19 protein-coding genes are annotated in these 13864 nt (G+C 61.5%); 12 read left to right on the top strand and 7 right to left on the bottom strand.

Annotated elements, in window-relative coordinates:
• Nucleotides 1-76 precede the first annotated feature (76 nt).
• Nucleotides 77-1186, top strand: a complete 1110-nt coding sequence (locus ACWEKS_RS42315; RefSeq protein ID WP_452345348.1) for a hypothetical protein — start codon at nucleotides 77-79, stop codon at nucleotides 1184-1186.
• A gap of 389 nt (nucleotides 1187-1575) precedes the next feature.
• Complete coding sequence (locus tag ACWEKS_RS42310; protein ID WP_452345347.1) at nucleotides 1576-2448, top strand: hypothetical protein; 873 nt, start codon at nucleotides 1576-1578, stop codon at nucleotides 2446-2448.
• Here the strand turns inward: ACWEKS_RS42310 and ACWEKS_RS42305 are convergent.
• Nucleotides 2369-2746 carry a hypothetical protein gene (locus tag ACWEKS_RS42305; protein WP_452345346.1) on the bottom strand — a complete coding sequence of 126 codons (378 nt, stop codon included), beginning with the start codon at nucleotides 2744-2746 and terminating at the stop codon, nucleotides 2369-2371. The genes ACWEKS_RS42310 and ACWEKS_RS42305 overlap by 80 nt on opposite strands.
• Complete coding sequence (locus ACWEKS_RS42300; RefSeq protein ID WP_452345345.1) at nucleotides 2743-3015, bottom strand: hypothetical protein; 273 nt, start codon at nucleotides 3013-3015, stop codon at nucleotides 2743-2745. The genes ACWEKS_RS42305 and ACWEKS_RS42300 overlap by 4 nt, the downstream gene beginning before the upstream one ends.
• A 456-nt stretch (nucleotides 3016-3471) precedes the next feature.
• Between ACWEKS_RS42300 and ACWEKS_RS42295 the strand changes: the two genes are divergently transcribed.
• The 4 genes from ACWEKS_RS42295 to ACWEKS_RS42280 all read left to right on the top strand — a co-directional run bounded on the left by ACWEKS_RS42295 (nucleotide 3472) and on the right by ACWEKS_RS42280 (nucleotide 7499).
• Nucleotides 3472-4872: an AAA family ATPase gene (locus tag ACWEKS_RS42295; protein WP_452345344.1), complete on the top strand. Its 1401-nt coding sequence runs from the start codon at nucleotides 3472-3474 to the stop codon at nucleotides 4870-4872.
• The gene (locus tag ACWEKS_RS42290) at nucleotides 4856-5509 is read left to right on the top strand and encodes an HNH endonuclease (protein ID WP_452345343.1); all 654 of its coding nucleotides are present in this window, start codon (nucleotides 4856-4858) and stop codon (nucleotides 5507-5509) included. The genes ACWEKS_RS42295 and ACWEKS_RS42290 overlap by 17 nt, the downstream gene beginning before the upstream one ends.
• Before the next feature lie 626 nt (nucleotides 5510-6135).
• Nucleotides 6136-6432: a recombinase family protein gene (locus ACWEKS_RS42285; protein ID WP_452345342.1), complete on the top strand. Its 297-nt coding sequence runs from the start codon at nucleotides 6136-6138 to the stop codon at nucleotides 6430-6432.
• A gap of 65 nt (nucleotides 6433-6497) precedes the next feature.
• A complete protein-coding gene (locus ACWEKS_RS42280) occupies nucleotides 6498-7499 on the top strand; it encodes a hypothetical protein (RefSeq protein ID WP_452345341.1) in 1002 nt (333 codons plus the stop codon).
• Nucleotide 7500: 1 nt separating this feature from the next.
• Here the strand turns inward: ACWEKS_RS42280 and ACWEKS_RS42275 are convergent, their stop codons facing one another.
• The 3 genes from ACWEKS_RS42275 to ACWEKS_RS42265 form a co-directional block, all read right to left on the bottom strand.
• Complete coding sequence (locus ACWEKS_RS42275; RefSeq protein ID WP_452345340.1) at nucleotides 7501-7653, bottom strand: hypothetical protein; 153 nt, start codon at nucleotides 7651-7653, stop codon at nucleotides 7501-7503.
• Nucleotides 7654-7676: 23 nt separating this feature from the next.
• Nucleotides 7677-8111: a bifunctional DNA primase/polymerase gene (locus tag ACWEKS_RS42270; protein ID WP_452345374.1), complete on the bottom strand. Its 435-nt coding sequence runs from the start codon at nucleotides 8109-8111 to the stop codon at nucleotides 7677-7679.
• Nucleotides 8112-8390: 279 nt separating this feature from the next.
• Nucleotides 8391-8609, bottom strand: coding sequence for a hypothetical protein (locus tag ACWEKS_RS42265; protein WP_452345339.1), 219 nt, complete (start codon nucleotides 8607-8609; stop codon nucleotides 8391-8393).
• A gap of 543 nt (nucleotides 8610-9152) precedes the next feature.
• On the opposite strand from ACWEKS_RS42265, the gene ACWEKS_RS42260 reads away from it, so the two are divergent.
• The 3 genes from ACWEKS_RS42260 to ACWEKS_RS42250 all read left to right on the top strand — a co-directional run bounded on the left by ACWEKS_RS42260 (nucleotide 9153) and on the right by ACWEKS_RS42250 (nucleotide 10280).
• Nucleotides 9153-9365: a hypothetical protein gene (locus ACWEKS_RS42260; RefSeq protein WP_452345338.1), complete on the top strand. Its 213-nt coding sequence runs from the start codon at nucleotides 9153-9155 to the stop codon at nucleotides 9363-9365.
• Nucleotides 9366-9558: 193 nt separating this feature from the next.
• Complete coding sequence (locus ACWEKS_RS42255; RefSeq protein WP_452345337.1) at nucleotides 9559-9858, top strand: hypothetical protein; 300 nt, start codon at nucleotides 9559-9561, stop codon at nucleotides 9856-9858.
• Complete coding sequence (locus ACWEKS_RS42250) at nucleotides 9855-10280, top strand: GNAT family N-acetyltransferase (RefSeq protein WP_452345373.1); 426 nt, start codon at nucleotides 9855-9857, stop codon at nucleotides 10278-10280. The genes ACWEKS_RS42255 and ACWEKS_RS42250 overlap by 4 nt, the downstream gene beginning before the upstream one ends.
• Nucleotides 10281-10369: 89 nt before the next feature.
• Here ACWEKS_RS42250 and ACWEKS_RS42245 read toward each other — a convergent pair whose 3' ends face one another.
• Together ACWEKS_RS42245 and ACWEKS_RS42240 are read right to left on the bottom strand one after the other, a co-directional pair.
• The gene (locus ACWEKS_RS42245; protein ID WP_452345336.1) at nucleotides 10370-10834 is read right to left on the bottom strand and encodes a hypothetical protein; all 465 of its coding nucleotides are present in this window, start codon (nucleotides 10832-10834) and stop codon (nucleotides 10370-10372) included.
• A gap of 801 nt (nucleotides 10835-11635) precedes the next feature.
• A complete protein-coding gene (locus tag ACWEKS_RS42240; RefSeq protein ID WP_452345335.1) occupies nucleotides 11636-12049 on the bottom strand; it encodes a hypothetical protein in 414 nt (137 codons plus the stop codon).
• 245 nt (nucleotides 12050-12294) lie between these two features.
• On the opposite strand from ACWEKS_RS42240, the gene ACWEKS_RS42235 reads away from it, so the two are divergent.
• The 3 genes from ACWEKS_RS42235 to ACWEKS_RS42225 all read left to right on the top strand — a co-directional run bounded on the left by ACWEKS_RS42235 (nucleotide 12295) and on the right by ACWEKS_RS42225 (nucleotide 13741).
• A complete protein-coding gene (locus tag ACWEKS_RS42235) occupies nucleotides 12295-12870 on the top strand; it encodes an ADP-ribosyltransferase (RefSeq protein WP_452345334.1) in 576 nt (191 codons plus the stop codon).
• A complete protein-coding gene (locus ACWEKS_RS42230; RefSeq protein WP_452345333.1) occupies nucleotides 12867-13019 on the top strand; it encodes a hypothetical protein in 153 nt (50 codons plus the stop codon). Before ACWEKS_RS42235 ends, ACWEKS_RS42230 begins: the two co-directional genes overlap by 4 nt.
• 551 nt (nucleotides 13020-13570) lie before the next feature.
• The gene (locus ACWEKS_RS42225; RefSeq protein WP_452345332.1) at nucleotides 13571-13741 is read left to right on the top strand and encodes a hypothetical protein; all 171 of its coding nucleotides are present in this window, start codon (nucleotides 13571-13573) and stop codon (nucleotides 13739-13741) included.
• Nucleotides 13742-13864: the final 123 nt, after the last annotated feature.

The raw sequence follows: 13864 nt of genomic DNA, 5'->3' as shown, positions 1-13864 counted from the left end.
ACGGTCTCGAGACCACGTCCGGGCAGCGAACTCACCGAATGTCACCGAGCACCGAAAGTCGGATAGCCTGCTTACCGTGGCATCGACCGTCCGATACGAATCGCGGGGCTGGACATGGCATTTCGGTGAAGCCGAGCGCCGAGGCAACGGCGCCAACGGGATCGTGGTGAAACACAGCGACCTGGCGGCAGCCAAGGCAGCGGACCTGGCTCGTGAGCTTCGCCGCGTTATCGCCCAGGAGAACGAAGGCGAGCGTATCCTCATCGACTTCGACCAATCCAACGAGTACTTCCCGAAAAGTACTGTCGTCGAACACATCTCGTTCGAGCTGTTCGACAATCGCCTTGCGGTGCGGTTGAGCGTGCAGACCGCGGATCGTGTGGACGACGATCAGCTCGTGTCACTCGTCGGTAGCGCCGTCGGGCCCCTGATGAGACGAGTCAAATACACCCTTGTGGAGGCGAACGCCAACCGGTACAGCAACACGGGACCGTTCCTGCACCGACTGTGCTTCACGGTGCCGACGCGCGGGAAGACGTTGCAGGACATTTACGAAGTCGCCGAGAAGATTAACCTCTTGTTCGAGGCGACAGACACCGGTGTGCTCTGCCGTGACACCGCGTTGGAGCTCCTACGCGCAGGTCATGCCGGCCTTCTGATCGGACATCATGAAAGCGACTGGCTCGATGTGAAATCCGACCACTACGACCTGTCCACGGACCGCGGCAGGATCTCCCTTGCCAGCGCTGTCGCGCGATTCTGCAACGCCGAAACCGGCGGCATCGTGCTGGTCGGCATGGACACCAAGAGGATCCCGGGCGGTGAACTGATCAAATCGATTCGCCCGGTGCCGATCGACACACAAACTCTGCGCCGGTACCGACAAGCCATCGAGAACCGCCTGTTCCCGTTCCCCTATGCGATGCAACTCGACACCGTCGAAACATGTCCCGGGCAGGGGCTGGTGATCGTGTCGGTGCCGCCTCAGGAGGAGGAGCTGAAACCGTTTCTCGTTCATGGCGCCATCGTCGACGGCCGGGTCGAAGGCGCCTACATCAGCATCGTTCGCCGTAGCGGCGAGGACTCGATTCCCATCAGCGCACAACAGATACACAGCACCCTCGCGGCGGGACGGGCGTTGCTGAGGCGAGGGCAATTGCGGATCGACGACGATCAACCCGGTTGAGCAGGCTCCGATCGTCGATGACGGATCTCTGCATGGTGGCGCGTAGATCTGCATCGGCGCCCGCCCCGCTGTCGCCGCCACACATTACGCGGTCCCCAGTCCGCTCTAGACGGTATGAGGGCCCACTGACCGCCGACAGAATTCACCAGCAACCGACGCCCGTTTTCACCGTCCTAGCCACCGCGCGGCCTGATGCGTCGCGGTACCTCGCTCTGGTGGTGCGAGGTTTTTGTGCAGGATTTCCTGCAGGTCGCGGAGCCGATGGCCTACCGGAACGCGGATTCCCTCTCGGCCCTGCAGATGAGCGCCGGCTGGCTAAAACACTTTGACATTGTGGGATATTCTAATTCCCTTGCTTCAGCCGGGCGAGGTCCTGGAAGAAAACCACGATGGCACTGCTCCCCGGCCAACCCGCTGCTACGGATCCGGATGTGTTTCCGATTCCAGCCACCGATGGCCGGGATCAGATGCGCCGAAAGTTGCGCGCTCTGGCTCGCCCGATCAAGGACGTCTGGCTGGCGACAGTGGACAGCGATGTCGCGATGCATCCTGGTCACTTCCATGTCGACGTCGAGGCCGTCTCCATCGAAGCTGCTGATGCGGTGACGGTGACGCGCACGATAGATACGCTATTCACCGAATTGCTCGCTCCGGCGGACAAAGCCCGCTACGAGTCGATCCGGGCCAGCGATCCCGATGGGCGGGTCGAACGCGGGCTGCTACTGATCCGCAACTCCGAGATTCACCTGCACACCCTGATCGACATGGACAACGACCGACTTGTCAGCGGGATCGGCAACGCCGGATGGTGCACCTTTCTCCGGCGGAAGGGCTATGGCGACCTTCCTGCGGATGTCCAGAACAATACCAATACCAGCCCAACTGCTCATCAGCGCTACCAGGATTCGGTGGCGGGTCGGTTGGTGATCGAAACGCTGCTGGATGTCATGCGGTTCTTCGACCGTTGCGATCCGTCGCTCACCCACCGCGGCGACGATGGAGACATCGAGGGGTTCCCCTTGCCGCCGTTCATCGAGCACACGTACGAGCGCCGACACCCGTATGCGCTGCGAGAGGAGGAGATTATGAGATCAATCACTGTCAGCGTTGTGCGGACCAGCGAAAACAACAGTCAGCAAGGAGCCTTCGACAATAATCTATTGGTCTCCAATGCGACCCCAACTACAGCATTCCCAAGTCGATGGCTACGCCGAGGTGCGCGTAGACCGTGGGGCTGCCGGTCAAGACCGGATAACCGGTGACCTGAGCTTCCCAGGCAACCTGGGCAACATCCGCAGCAGTCGGCGCGGTCGTGGTCTGCGCGACCAGAGCAATACCCGGGACGACGGCATGGCTGAACGGGGTGACCGTGAAGCCATGGGCATCGAAGTCGGTCGGGTCAGCCCCAGCCATAGTGGCGACGTAGAGGCTGGTCGCGGGAATGACCAGCGGGCGCCGTTCCTGGAAGCTGAACCCGATCACGGTCTGGGCATAGATGCTGCGCAGCAGCGCGAGCAGGGCGGACGCGTCAAGAATCGTCCCAGCGGCGGTGGGTCTCACGCGGCACCGTGACCGCGTAGGCGGTCGTCGGCGCGATCGAACAATGCACGCGCCCGCACCTCGGCGGCAGCAACCTGTTCCGCGGTCCGTTCGCCGTGCTCAGCACGCCACCGCGCGATCGTCTCCTTCACGATCGTGCGGGTCTCCCCCGAACCGGCCGCGGCAGCGATATACACACTCACCGAGCGCGCCTGCCCGTTCTTGACGGCGTTCTTGGCCCACGCCACCAACTCTTCGGGCAGGGTCAGGCTCACCTTCCGTGTGGCCATACGGTCGATCCTACCTTTATCGCACCACCACACTGGCGGCGCATCGAGTTAAACGGATCCCCACCCCTCGACGGTTCATGCGGTTCGATCTAGGCATCTACCAGTATGTTCGAGCACTTGGTGTGGCAGGGTTTTGGCCGCGAATTAGTGGCCAACCCTCGCGCAAGAGGGCATCGGCTGGCCAGCCAGACGAACTGGCGACCTGTGGACGGCTATGGAGCCTCTCGCTGACCTGCACCGTCACGCGTAGATGCTCACAGGTCAGAGGGCCGGGGAACGCGACAGCAGTTGGAGAGACGCGAAGCCAGCCGTTCCCCGCAGTTCTCACGGAGTGGTAATTGAGACAGCCCTTTACCGGACGAAGTCGACCAACAGCCCACAATGAACTCACACCCGACCCAGCTAATCGATTACGCCGTGCCCACGAAGCCAACCAAGGTGTGCAATACTCTTGGCATGCGCACAGACCGATTCAAGAATAAACGACCGGCCGACGGTTTTGAACGGTTGATATTGCACAACTTCCGCCAGTTCGGATTGGTAGATATCAATCTCGACCGTCGACTGACTGTCATTACAGGAGCGAACGGCGCAGGCAAGACCACGATACTAAATATCCTGGGCAACCATTTCGACTGGCCATCCCACTTCCATAGCCTTCTAGCCTCCATTGACGACGACGAACAGTACCAGGCTCTGCTTCGAGACATACGCGCAGTCGATGCCGACAGACTAGAGTCGATATTCGGCACTGAAGACTTTATACAGACCATCGGACAAATAGTCGACTCAAAGAATTCAAACCGAAATTCCGCCCAAATGGCAGTAGTCGGAAAACTGAAATACAGAAAGTTCCCGTGGACAGACTTGCGCGTTCTGCTTCACGAAAGAGAGTCGGAATCCTACACTGTCGACCCCGAGAACTGGTGCAGGCTCGACGGACTTTTTCTGCCTGCTCATCGTACTATAAGTGCGTATCAGCCGGTGAGACGGATACCCGCAAAATTTGAAACGACCGAGGCGATTTTACGTGAGTACATCGCAGAGTTGAAGGAAGCATACACCGGCCACAAGAATAAGTATTCCCAACCCAAAATTGTCCTAGCCAGTGAGCGCCCCACGCCGATGTTGCGAATGAAAGAGGCACTTCTGGCTGCCGCACTATACGGCGGGGGAAATTCCTCAGTGAAAGGAAATCGCGACGCACTGGAAGTATGGAATGGATTCCAAAACGTACTCGCTTCAATTCTGCCACGAGAGTTTGGGTTCACTCGCCTTGAAGCTGACCCTCCCGATATTATCATTCGCACGGAGACAGACCGATTCGCAATTGACTCTGTCTCTGGCGGTATAAGCGCAATCTTGGAGCTTGCATGGCAGATTCATTTACGTTCTATGACTAAGTCTGTCTTCACAGTCTGCATCGATGAGCCGGAAAACCATCTACACCCTTCGCTCCAGCGCACCCTGATACCAGGGATGATGGAGGCGTTTCCGGAAGTAAATTTCATCGTTTCCACACATAGCCCATTTGTAGTCACCGCTTCTCGCGACGCTCGAGTCTATGCACTTCACTATAATAGCGAAGGCAAAGTCGACTCCTCCGAGCTAGACTTTTCGAACAAAGCGCAGTCTGCTGACAAGACTCTAACAAATGTTCTAGGAGTGCCCACAACAGCGCCGCTATGGGCGGAAGCCCTGTACAACAGTATAATTTCAAGATTCACCGAGCGCGAGTTCGACTCAAACGCACTTCGCCGATTGAAATATGAACTTGAAGAAAATGGACTCGGCCACCATTTTCCGCAGGCTGTCGAACAAATGATCGTCGAGGTCCCCGATGCGACGACTGACTAAAGGACCTAAGCCTTCTATCCTCGAAAGAAATGAACACAAATGGACAGAAGAGTACAAGAAGGCGGTCGCAGACTCCGTCAAAAATAAACCATCTAGGTGGAGGCATCGCGAAGTCAAGGCCGCGCTCAGGATTGAAACCGACAATCGCTGCGTATACTGCGACTCGGAGATGGCTGCCGTCTATCCCGGAGATGTCGAACATTTAGCACCTAAATCGATATTTCCAGAACTCGTGGTAGATTGGAAAAATCTGACTTTGGCATGCTGGGAGTGCAATAACACGAAGCTAGACTACCACTCCGAGAGCCTCCCACTTATCAACCCTTACGAAGACGACCCACGTGATCATTTCTTGTTTCTTGGCCCGATGATACTCCCACGCCCCGGATCGAATCGCGGCGTTATCTCGGTCAGAAAGCTCAATCTATCTCGTCTAGACCTGGTTGAACGACGTCGAGATCGTATCGAATCAGTACATTCGTTATTGACGTCCCTTGCTGCTGCTTCCGAGCCAGAGCTGAAGGAAACACTTCGCGATATAATCATCGAAGACTATGAAAAAGGTCCGTACAAAGCTACGGTTCACGGGCTGCTGGTCACGGCCGGAATTCTGACAAACGATGTCCCGATAGGTTAGAACGAGCGCTACCGAGAGTCATGGTCAGGCAGCTGGGGCGACGCACAGAGTACGCCCCAGCATCACATCGATCCCTTATTCACACGCGACAGCCAACTAGGAAACTGCTGGACGACGGCGTCTACAAGACTATCCGCGCGTCCGACCCCGGCTCCTCACCCCGACAGCCGACCGAGTCGTTGCGCACACGGCTCGCCGACCGACTGGACTCATCGCAGCTGATCTACCTCTCCACCCGAGAAGATGTGTGCCAGAAGGTAACTGATGTATCGCCAGAAAGTTGTTATCGGTACCCAGGCCATGCTGGTAGCTGTCGATCCGCTCTCGAAGGTCGTGACAGCCATCTGCCTTTTGGCCCTGGTGGGGGTCGGCGTGCACAGAGAGGCGGGCAGGCACCGCCTGCCCGATAATGCCTGGCCTTTTCGCTTAGAGGCTCCAGGGTCAAGGGTGGCCGGCAGGACATCGGCGAAGCCGACGCCGCCGGGCGCCCTTGACACTGGAGGGGCGCGGAAACACAATGCAGGCCGACCCCCACCAGGGCCACGCGGCCAACGGCTGCGCAGTTCTTACACGAGCATCGCCTGTGGACGTGTGCGCCCGTCGCCCGACCCATCGGCGACAAAACAATGGTGCAGGATCTACCGCAGTCCGTGCCTGTGCTGCGAACTCGCAGAGGTCGGCCATGGAATCCCTCGACGATCACCGCCATGCTCCGGAATCCACGGTATGCCGGCTGGAGCATGCTAGATGGCGCCATCGTTCGCGACGCGGCAGGCAGTCCTGTTCGAGGGCAATGGGATCCGATTGTCCCCGATGGCGTTTGGCTGGAAGTCCAGCGGCGCCTCGATGAGCCTGCCCGAAAGTCGAATCGTGTTGGTACCGAACCGGTCTCTACATGTGCGGCATCTGCAACGCACCGGTGAGGGCGCACAACGACCGGTATCGGTGCGCCGGCCACCTCAGGCGCTCGCGGGCGCAGATAGATGACATGGTTCTCAAGTTCGTACGGGGCCGGTTGGCAAAACCTGATCTTGCAGATCTCCTGGTTCACCAGGATGACGAACGAATCGCTTCGATCGCGGACCAGCTTCAGACGAAACGCGACCAAATCGTGCGTGCCAGGGCGGATTACAAGAGCGAGTTGATCGATGGGAACTTCTACAACGAGATCAGATCAGAGGCCGAGGACGAGATTGCGCGCCTTGAAGCGGAGCGGATAGTTGTTGTCGGTACCCAGGCCATGCTGGTGGCTGTCGATCCGCTATCGATCTCGCCGCCGCAACACTCCGTGGTACCCGCCCCGGACCGCCTTCGTACGCTGGGACGCACATCCGGCGCCACGATCACCGCCAATCAGTACATGCCGACACAACCGCTGGCCCCGACACGGACCCGGCGCACCGGTGTGGCCACCGTGGCAGTCCTGGCCGTCGTGGTCGGCATCGTCACCATGCCGCACCACCAGACCGCTCGCCCTACTAGAACAAGCCAGCTCGACATCCCGCTACCGGATACGCAGCCCCAGCAGGCCGAATCACCGTCCGCCCCCGCCCACCGAAGCGTCGACTACCCGCCGATTTCCGCCCGGCTGCTACCCGCTGCAAACCGACTGCTGAACAGCCTGGAAGCCTATTCTGGCTCGGGACAACGGTATTGGACTTCGGCCTCGAAGACCTCGCGCACCTTCCTGCGGGTGAGGCTGCCTTCGCAGCTGACCAGCCACCGTTTCGGGATCGTCCGGTTCTTCGTGACGTCCACCGTCATCCCCGGTCGCGGGTCGCCCCCTTCCAACAACACGGTGAGGTCGGTGGCGGGCGCGTTGGCCAGCTGCAGCACCGTGACATGCGGCAATGCCGCATTGTCACGGCTGTTCGACACAATCAGCACCAGATCCGGACCCAGCGACGAGGGGGCCGTCCGGCCCGCGATCGACGGAGTGAACGCCCACACTTCACCCTGCCGCGGCCCCGCGGCATCCGGGTGTGAGTAAGTCACCAGGCAGAGTCGAGTTCGGCGAAGGCGGCCGCGTCCTCAGCGGCCAGCGCCTCATAGGCTTCGTCGCTGTCCAGCCCGTTTTCGTGATACCAGGCGGCCAGCACGGCAGCGCTGCTACCGGCTGCGCTCGTCGACGTGCTCGCGGTCATGGCATCGATGGTAACCCAGGCAATCACCCAGCCGCCCTACTCGTTTGCCCGGTTGGCGCGGGGTCGAGCAGCTCGCCGATCCAGGCAGGAAGTGGCCGGATCGGTACATCGCGGTCGACGCGATATGTCGCGCCGCCCACGATCGAGACTGGGCCGATCAGATAGCCGCTGGTGCGGCGGCCGAGGCCGCGCACGTCGATACCGGGCCCGCGCGGTGACCGGCCGCCGGAGACACTGGCCACAGTGCAGCCGGGCGCGATACGGAAGTACAGGTGCCGCCCGCCGAAGGGCGTGCGCACGGTGAAGGTGTCGGGCCAGTCCCGGCTCAGTTCGGCGGCGAGCGTGCCCGCGCCGTCGCCGTCGACATCCAAGCCGACGGTTCGGAAAGCGCGGCAGGCGATTCCGATGTTGTCGCCCTCGCGCCAGCGCCGCCGTACCTGGTCGGGGTGTCCATACAGCGGCGAAGCCAGCCGACCGCCGCGGGCCGCCGTGCGCCCGGCGGCAGCGCGAACACCGCCAGGCCGCGCCGGGTCAGAGCGGCGGCTGCCGCCAGTGTCGAGGGTGTGAGCAGGTCAGCAGACACAGTCGTAGTCCGAACTCGCGCCGCAGTCGCACTCTTCGGGCTCGTCGAACTCCGCTATGTGCTCGTGGTGCCGCCAACCGGTGCATCAGGTTTCGCAGCCGCAACCATTCGGGCATTCCGGGCACACCATGTGCATCGTCCAGCCGCAGACCTCTCACAGCTCTTGGTTGGCCGGGTCGTCGCGTTCCTGCTTGAGGTAGGCCACCGCATCGCGGTAGGTGTTGATATCGGAAAACGTCTCGAGGTACTCGCGCAGGCGCGCCCGGTCACCGTGGTCGGGGTGGTCCAACAGCGCGATCGTGTCGGCGTGCTTGATGCCCAGCTCGCTCTTGAGTTCGGCGAGAGCTTCTTTGCGGGCGTGGTCTTTCGGCATCGCGAATTCCTTCGGCATCGACCCCTTGACTCGCTGCGCGGGAAGCGTTGGTCGAGTGAGCAATACGAGAGAACGACTCGGTGCGAAGCAACTTCGGCGCTGGCATCCGGTCACGGGCCGAACACCCCTCCGGGCCGCGAGCCGGGCCCACGATCCACCGACCGCAGGACCGAACTCTGGCCCACCCCGCCGATACATTCGGGCCCGACATCCCGAGTGCCGGACGCGTCACCGCAAAAGCCCAGCACAGGAGGAGGTTTCGCCGATAACCTCGAGCACGTGCGGATTCCTGACTCAGCCCTCAACCCGGGCGATCCGGTCCCCGACGACATCGACGATGCGGAGGTGCTGGCCGGGGAACCGGTGCTGATGTTGCTCACCTGATTTCGTGTCGCCCATCTCGCCGCAGACGGCGTACTCGTCTCCGGTGACGCACTGGAATCCGCCGTCCGGGCCCGGGGAGCCCGCCCGCTGGTCGATCTCGGATTCGATGCCGCGCCGGTACCAGGCTGGCGCGTGGTAATCGACACGCGCCGCAGCACAGTGCAGATCATCGACCCTGAGCACCAACCTCTGCACGCCGGAATCCTCGTGTGCGAGGTCACCTGGTTCCAGCAGATCGCCCAACGCCAGCTCGACGGCCGCGGCCTTGTCCTTTATCGCAGGCGCCGCCGTACCCACGAAGACGCCGCGCTCGAAATGATCAGCGCCGGACTCGCCAGCTGGCTGCGCGCACCAGTCGAATTCATGTTCTGACTCCAGCCGACCGGGCTCGTTGCCAGGTCGCCGACTGCCCCCATCGGTAGAGGAATTCCCTTGTGCAGCAATGTTTCCGGATGCCGATTCGGCACATCAGCGGCAGCTCCAGCGGTCAGAATTGTCGGTGTGGCGCGGTAACGTCGCCGACCACAACCAGCTGTTCCAGACATGCAACGTTAGGGGGACGCACATGTCGAAGAGCCGTCGCAATCGCGAGAGCCGCGCCGCCGCCACGAAATCGGCGCGACCACAGCCTCACACACCTGTGGCCCCCGCGGCCGGTCTCTCGGTGCGAGTTCGCCATGCCACCAATGCCGACCAGCTCGCTCAGTTCGAGAAGTGGGCCAGCATGGCCGATGCCCGCGGGCCACTGACCGCGCGCAAACTCATCGAAATGCACACCCGAGGAGTTCTGGCCACCGCACTTGATTTTCAGGCGCGCGGCGGAGCCGACGAGCGTGCGTTGCGAGCCGGTGGACCCAGACAATAGCCTGGGCGCACACCTTCGCGCTTGTCGCTGTCGATGACGCCGGCCCGGTCGGTGGGCTACTCGCCCGACCGTCGGACTACTTCCTGTCCCATCTGCCACGACAGTTCGGACCGCAACCGGTGCCCAAAGGGATTCTGCGGAGCTCGAAACTGCACTTCGTATCCGTCGATCAGCCCCACCGCCGCAGCGGCGCCGGATCCGCGTTGGTGGCGACCGCGCTCGACATCGTGCAGCGCTTACACGCCGATCTGCTCTATGGCCAGTTCGAGGCCGACGACCAGGGGTTGGAGCACTTCTACCGCAAGGCCGGATTCACCCTCTACCCCACTGGCGCCGGACTCGATTTCTCGCCGATCTTCGGGTTCAGTTTCGGCCCCGCACCGATGCTCAACGAACGCTTCTTCACCAAGCGATTCCACTGACCGAACCGTCGCCGTCTTCGCGCGTAACTCGGGCACTCGGTCGAAATGCGCTCGAAGGACTACCCGGAAATCGGATCGAGAACCCGAGACTATAGTTCGAGGCTTGCTTCTAGAGCAAAATCGCAATCGAAGGTGAAGATCAACACTACGAACAGGGACACAACAAGGACAGCCAACCCCTCAAGTCGTGGCGCACTCGCCTCTGCTGTTTTGCCGAGAATCCGTGCGAGCCGTGCGGCGGCAACTTCGAGTGCTCCCATCATCAAGATTGCCAAACACAGCCCCAAACAGTCGACTGCTGTAAGCAATAGCGGCTTATGAATCCGGAATACTAGGCCAACAACGGCTGCCGACATTCCGACTATCGTCAGTATTATATAGATGACGGATAGACCAAACTCGAACACTGCGCGGAATTTCAGCGTGTCGTCGTCTAACCCCGCTTCAGTATCTGAAGCCATCTTGTCGCGGTCGGTGATCAGAAACGATATAGCAAAAACGGGTAGTACCAATAGCGTAATTTCGCAGACCTTGCGCGCCTGCTCCTGGGTCACATGCCAATCAATCAAGGGTATTCGTCTGGTCTCACGGCTTCCCCTCGAGGCCGCCGGACCATAGTCTGACTGATTTTCCGGGAATCGACGCAGATTTCGGAGAGCCGAAGCAGAGGAGACTGGTCGGATTCCTATTCGGTGACGGTGATCTGCGGACATCTTGGGGAGCGCCCAGCGAATCAGCATTTTGGCCACTACACGGTTGTCCATACCCGGCTGTGCCGTAGTCGGTAACCAACCGTCGACGGGTTCCTCAGCCACCTGCTCACGGGGCCTTGCGCTGGACCAGCGGTTGTGCGGGTGTCCTTGCCGCAGAACCCGAGAATGAACTGTCATCATCGCTGTCGGCCCGATGAGTGGTCCGCTGATGGTTCTTCACGGTGGGTGAAGTCGAGGAGGCGTGGGCTGGCCGGGTTCGTGCTGGCGTGGGCGTCAGCCGGATTAGTAGACGGCACCACCCGCAACGACGCCAACCACCCGGTTCTGTCGCCAGTTCAACCTTCGCCGTCGCGTTGCGGCGCCCCTTCACAGAAGACGACGGTCTCACTGTCGTGGTAACCGAAATGGAGCATTGGCTCCACCCAGACGCCCCAGATGTCACCCGCCACCGCTCGATCACTGTCGTCGCGCACCAGGACCCGTCGTCTCGTGAAATGACACAGAAGCTACTGGACCCCGCCGAGCTCGAGAGGTGGCTTACCGAGTACCCCTGGCTCTCGGAGTACCCCTGACTAGAGCAGAGGGCGTTCAGCGTGAAGCAGATGTAGCCCCCCGGGATTGGGCGTCGCGTTAGCGAGCGGTTCACAGCCGCGATTCCAGCGGCGATTCCAGTTTCATAGCGACCAGCGCCAGCAGATGCCCGAGCCACTCGAGCAGACCATCCCAGTCACCGGCCTGGGCGAACAAGACTCGCGCGGCCTCGAGGTCGTTATCGGCTCGAGCGACCACCAACCGCATCGCCCATAGGTCCGCCTCGCCGAGAAAAGACAATTCCGCGGGCAGTGGTTCGGGCAGCGAGAATCCCCCGGCCGGTGGAGGGGTCACAGCGAACATCTCATCGATCCACAAACCCGCAGCCTCGATCACCACCACATGCGAACCCACTCGCAGCACCTCACGCAGACCCAGTCGCATCGCGTGCGCGTCGTGATCGATAGCCGCGCCCAGTGCTCTGCGCGCATGTCGCCGCCACAACGGCTCTTTCCGCTTCGTCACCACGAACCCCCTGTGAAAGCCGTTCTCGGGCTCCGTGATTGCGACACTACCCCGGGTGGCAAAGCGATTTCGGCCGACGACTGCACAGGGGGATCGCCTCGACGCCAACGAGATTCGATCGCCAGCCTATGCCCGCGCGGCCAGGACCGCCTGCTGATAAGCGATCTGGTCGGTCGCTACCTGCCCTCGGCGCCGACCCGGGTGCCTCTGCGGCCAGACCGCCAGTGGTGCGCAAGAATCCGCCTGTGGTGGATGACGACGACATCGACTTCGACGAATGGCCCTGGGCCGAAGCAGCGCTCGCGGGACAAGGCCTCGACCGGCTCACTGCTGATGAGCGTGACGTGATTTCCGCATACGCGCACAACGGATTCGCCGACGTCAACAATGCCCTGTGGGGCCTTATCTCGATGACACCTGCACTGGCGCGGCGCATCGCCCTCATCAGATCCGGACTCGCGAAATACCCGCCCCCTGAAACAGTCCGGGTGACCCGCGAAGCAGACGGGCAGGTCTACGGCATCGTCGACGAGGAATCGGCGGCCGCTCTGATCGACGCACAGTTCACCCACGACGGGTTCCTGTCGACCAGCGGCGTAGCGATCCCACCGCGCTCGATGCGCCACCACGACCCGGTGATCCTGGATCTGCTCGTCCCCGCTGGCACCCCAGCCTTGCGGTTGGGCGAATTGAGCCCTGTATCCCTCGAGCACGAGGTGCTTCTCATTGACGCTCGCAGCTATGTCGTGGTCGGCACGAGGATGGACCCGGCGCGTAATATGTGGCGCATCCAGGCAATCGTGAAAGGAGGCGACCAATGAGTGCGTTGACGCAGGAAACGGGGCGTGCGCGCAGAGACAAGCTGACCCCTGAACAGGTCGAAGCGAATCGCCGCGAAGCCGAGAAACTCCTGGGCCGCAAGCTCCCCCCGCGCCCCACCCCGGCCACAGCTGGCAAGCGCGACCAGTAGCCGCCAGGGCAAAGGACGCCTTGCGGGGCTGACTCCGCCAGGGTCTTTCACAGGTCCGCCCACACACGCGACGAACCCGGCCACCGAGTTCAGACTGCCGAATGCCGGCGCACAGACTTGCACACGCTCGGACTCGAATGACCGCTCCCGACTAGCGTGAGATTCCGCCGTCGCGGCCCCTAGCACGATTTATGTCACTGCGTCGGTGCATGAGGAGCGCAGAGGGATCCTCATGCGGCATACGGGGTTTGGCCGCCGCCTTGCCCGGGCGCTGCTGAGACCCCGCCTGCGCCGCTTCACGCTCCGCCGCAGCGTGGGTGAGCTTGGCCCGATTCAGCACGCGTCGGGCCCTTGACCACACTACGTCACGAAGCCTGATCAGGCGGACGCGCTCGCTCTCGGTCCAATCGCCGATCTCGACCTGGTGATCGCCGATCTCGACCTGGTGATTGAGCAGCCGTAACTGCTTTCTGATCTTTTCCAGAGGTAGTAGCGAGGGCGCTCGACCCGAGCACGGACGGCCCCTGGACCTCACGGTTCAGGGGCCGCAGGTGCCGAAGCTCGGTGAGGACGACTTGTGTAACCGCAAAGCGGGTTCGACACCGCTCATGGCCATCCTCGCCGGGCAGCGTGAAATCGTCATGATCGCCTGGGGGAATATCGACACTTGCGAAACCCTCACGAAGTTCGCTCAGGCCGCCCTGCCGAGGCTCAGCAGCTGACAAAACGACTGCCGCCCCGGGCAATACGGAGCCTTTTTCATCCTCGTGCGGCGTGAATTTCGCGGTCCTGCAGAACGTGGATGGCCTTGGCCAGTGATCCGGCTCGGTGCGGGCAGCAACGCA

The organism is Nocardia sp. NPDC004711, assembly GCF_053601595.1.
This window is presented reverse-complemented; position numbering and strand designations above follow the sequence as displayed.

Coding starts and splice junctions, on each gene's coding strand:
- ACWEKS_RS42295 (WP_452345344.1), top strand. CDS start 3,472: ATGCGCACAGACCGATTCAAGAATAAACGACCGGCCGACGGTTTTGAA.
- ACWEKS_RS42255 (WP_452345337.1), top strand. CDS start 9,559: ATGTCGAAGAGCCGTCGCAATCGCGAGAGCCGCGCCGCCGCCACGAAA.
- ACWEKS_RS42265 (WP_452345339.1), bottom strand. CDS start 8,609: ATGCCGAAAGACCACGCCCGCAAAGAAGCTCTCGCCGAACTCAAGAGC.
- ACWEKS_RS42290 (WP_452345343.1), top strand. CDS start 4,856: ATGCGACGACTGACTAAAGGACCTAAGCCTTCTATCCTCGAAAGAAAT.
- ACWEKS_RS42230 (WP_452345333.1), top strand. CDS start 12,867: ATGAGTGCGTTGACGCAGGAAACGGGGCGTGCGCGCAGAGACAAGCTG.
- ACWEKS_RS42280 (WP_452345341.1), top strand. CDS start 6,498: ATGGTTCTCAAGTTCGTACGGGGCCGGTTGGCAAAACCTGATCTTGCA.
- ACWEKS_RS42310 (WP_452345347.1), top strand. CDS start 1,576: ATGGCACTGCTCCCCGGCCAACCCGCTGCTACGGATCCGGATGTGTTT.
- ACWEKS_RS42275 (WP_452345340.1), bottom strand. CDS start 7,653: ATGACCGCGAGCACGTCGACGAGCGCAGCCGGTAGCAGCGCTGCCGTG.
- ACWEKS_RS42300 (WP_452345345.1), bottom strand. CDS start 3,015: ATGGCCACACGGAAGGTGAGCCTGACCCTGCCCGAAGAGTTGGTGGCG.
- ACWEKS_RS42285 (WP_452345342.1), top strand. CDS start 6,136: ATGGTGCAGGATCTACCGCAGTCCGTGCCTGTGCTGCGAACTCGCAGA.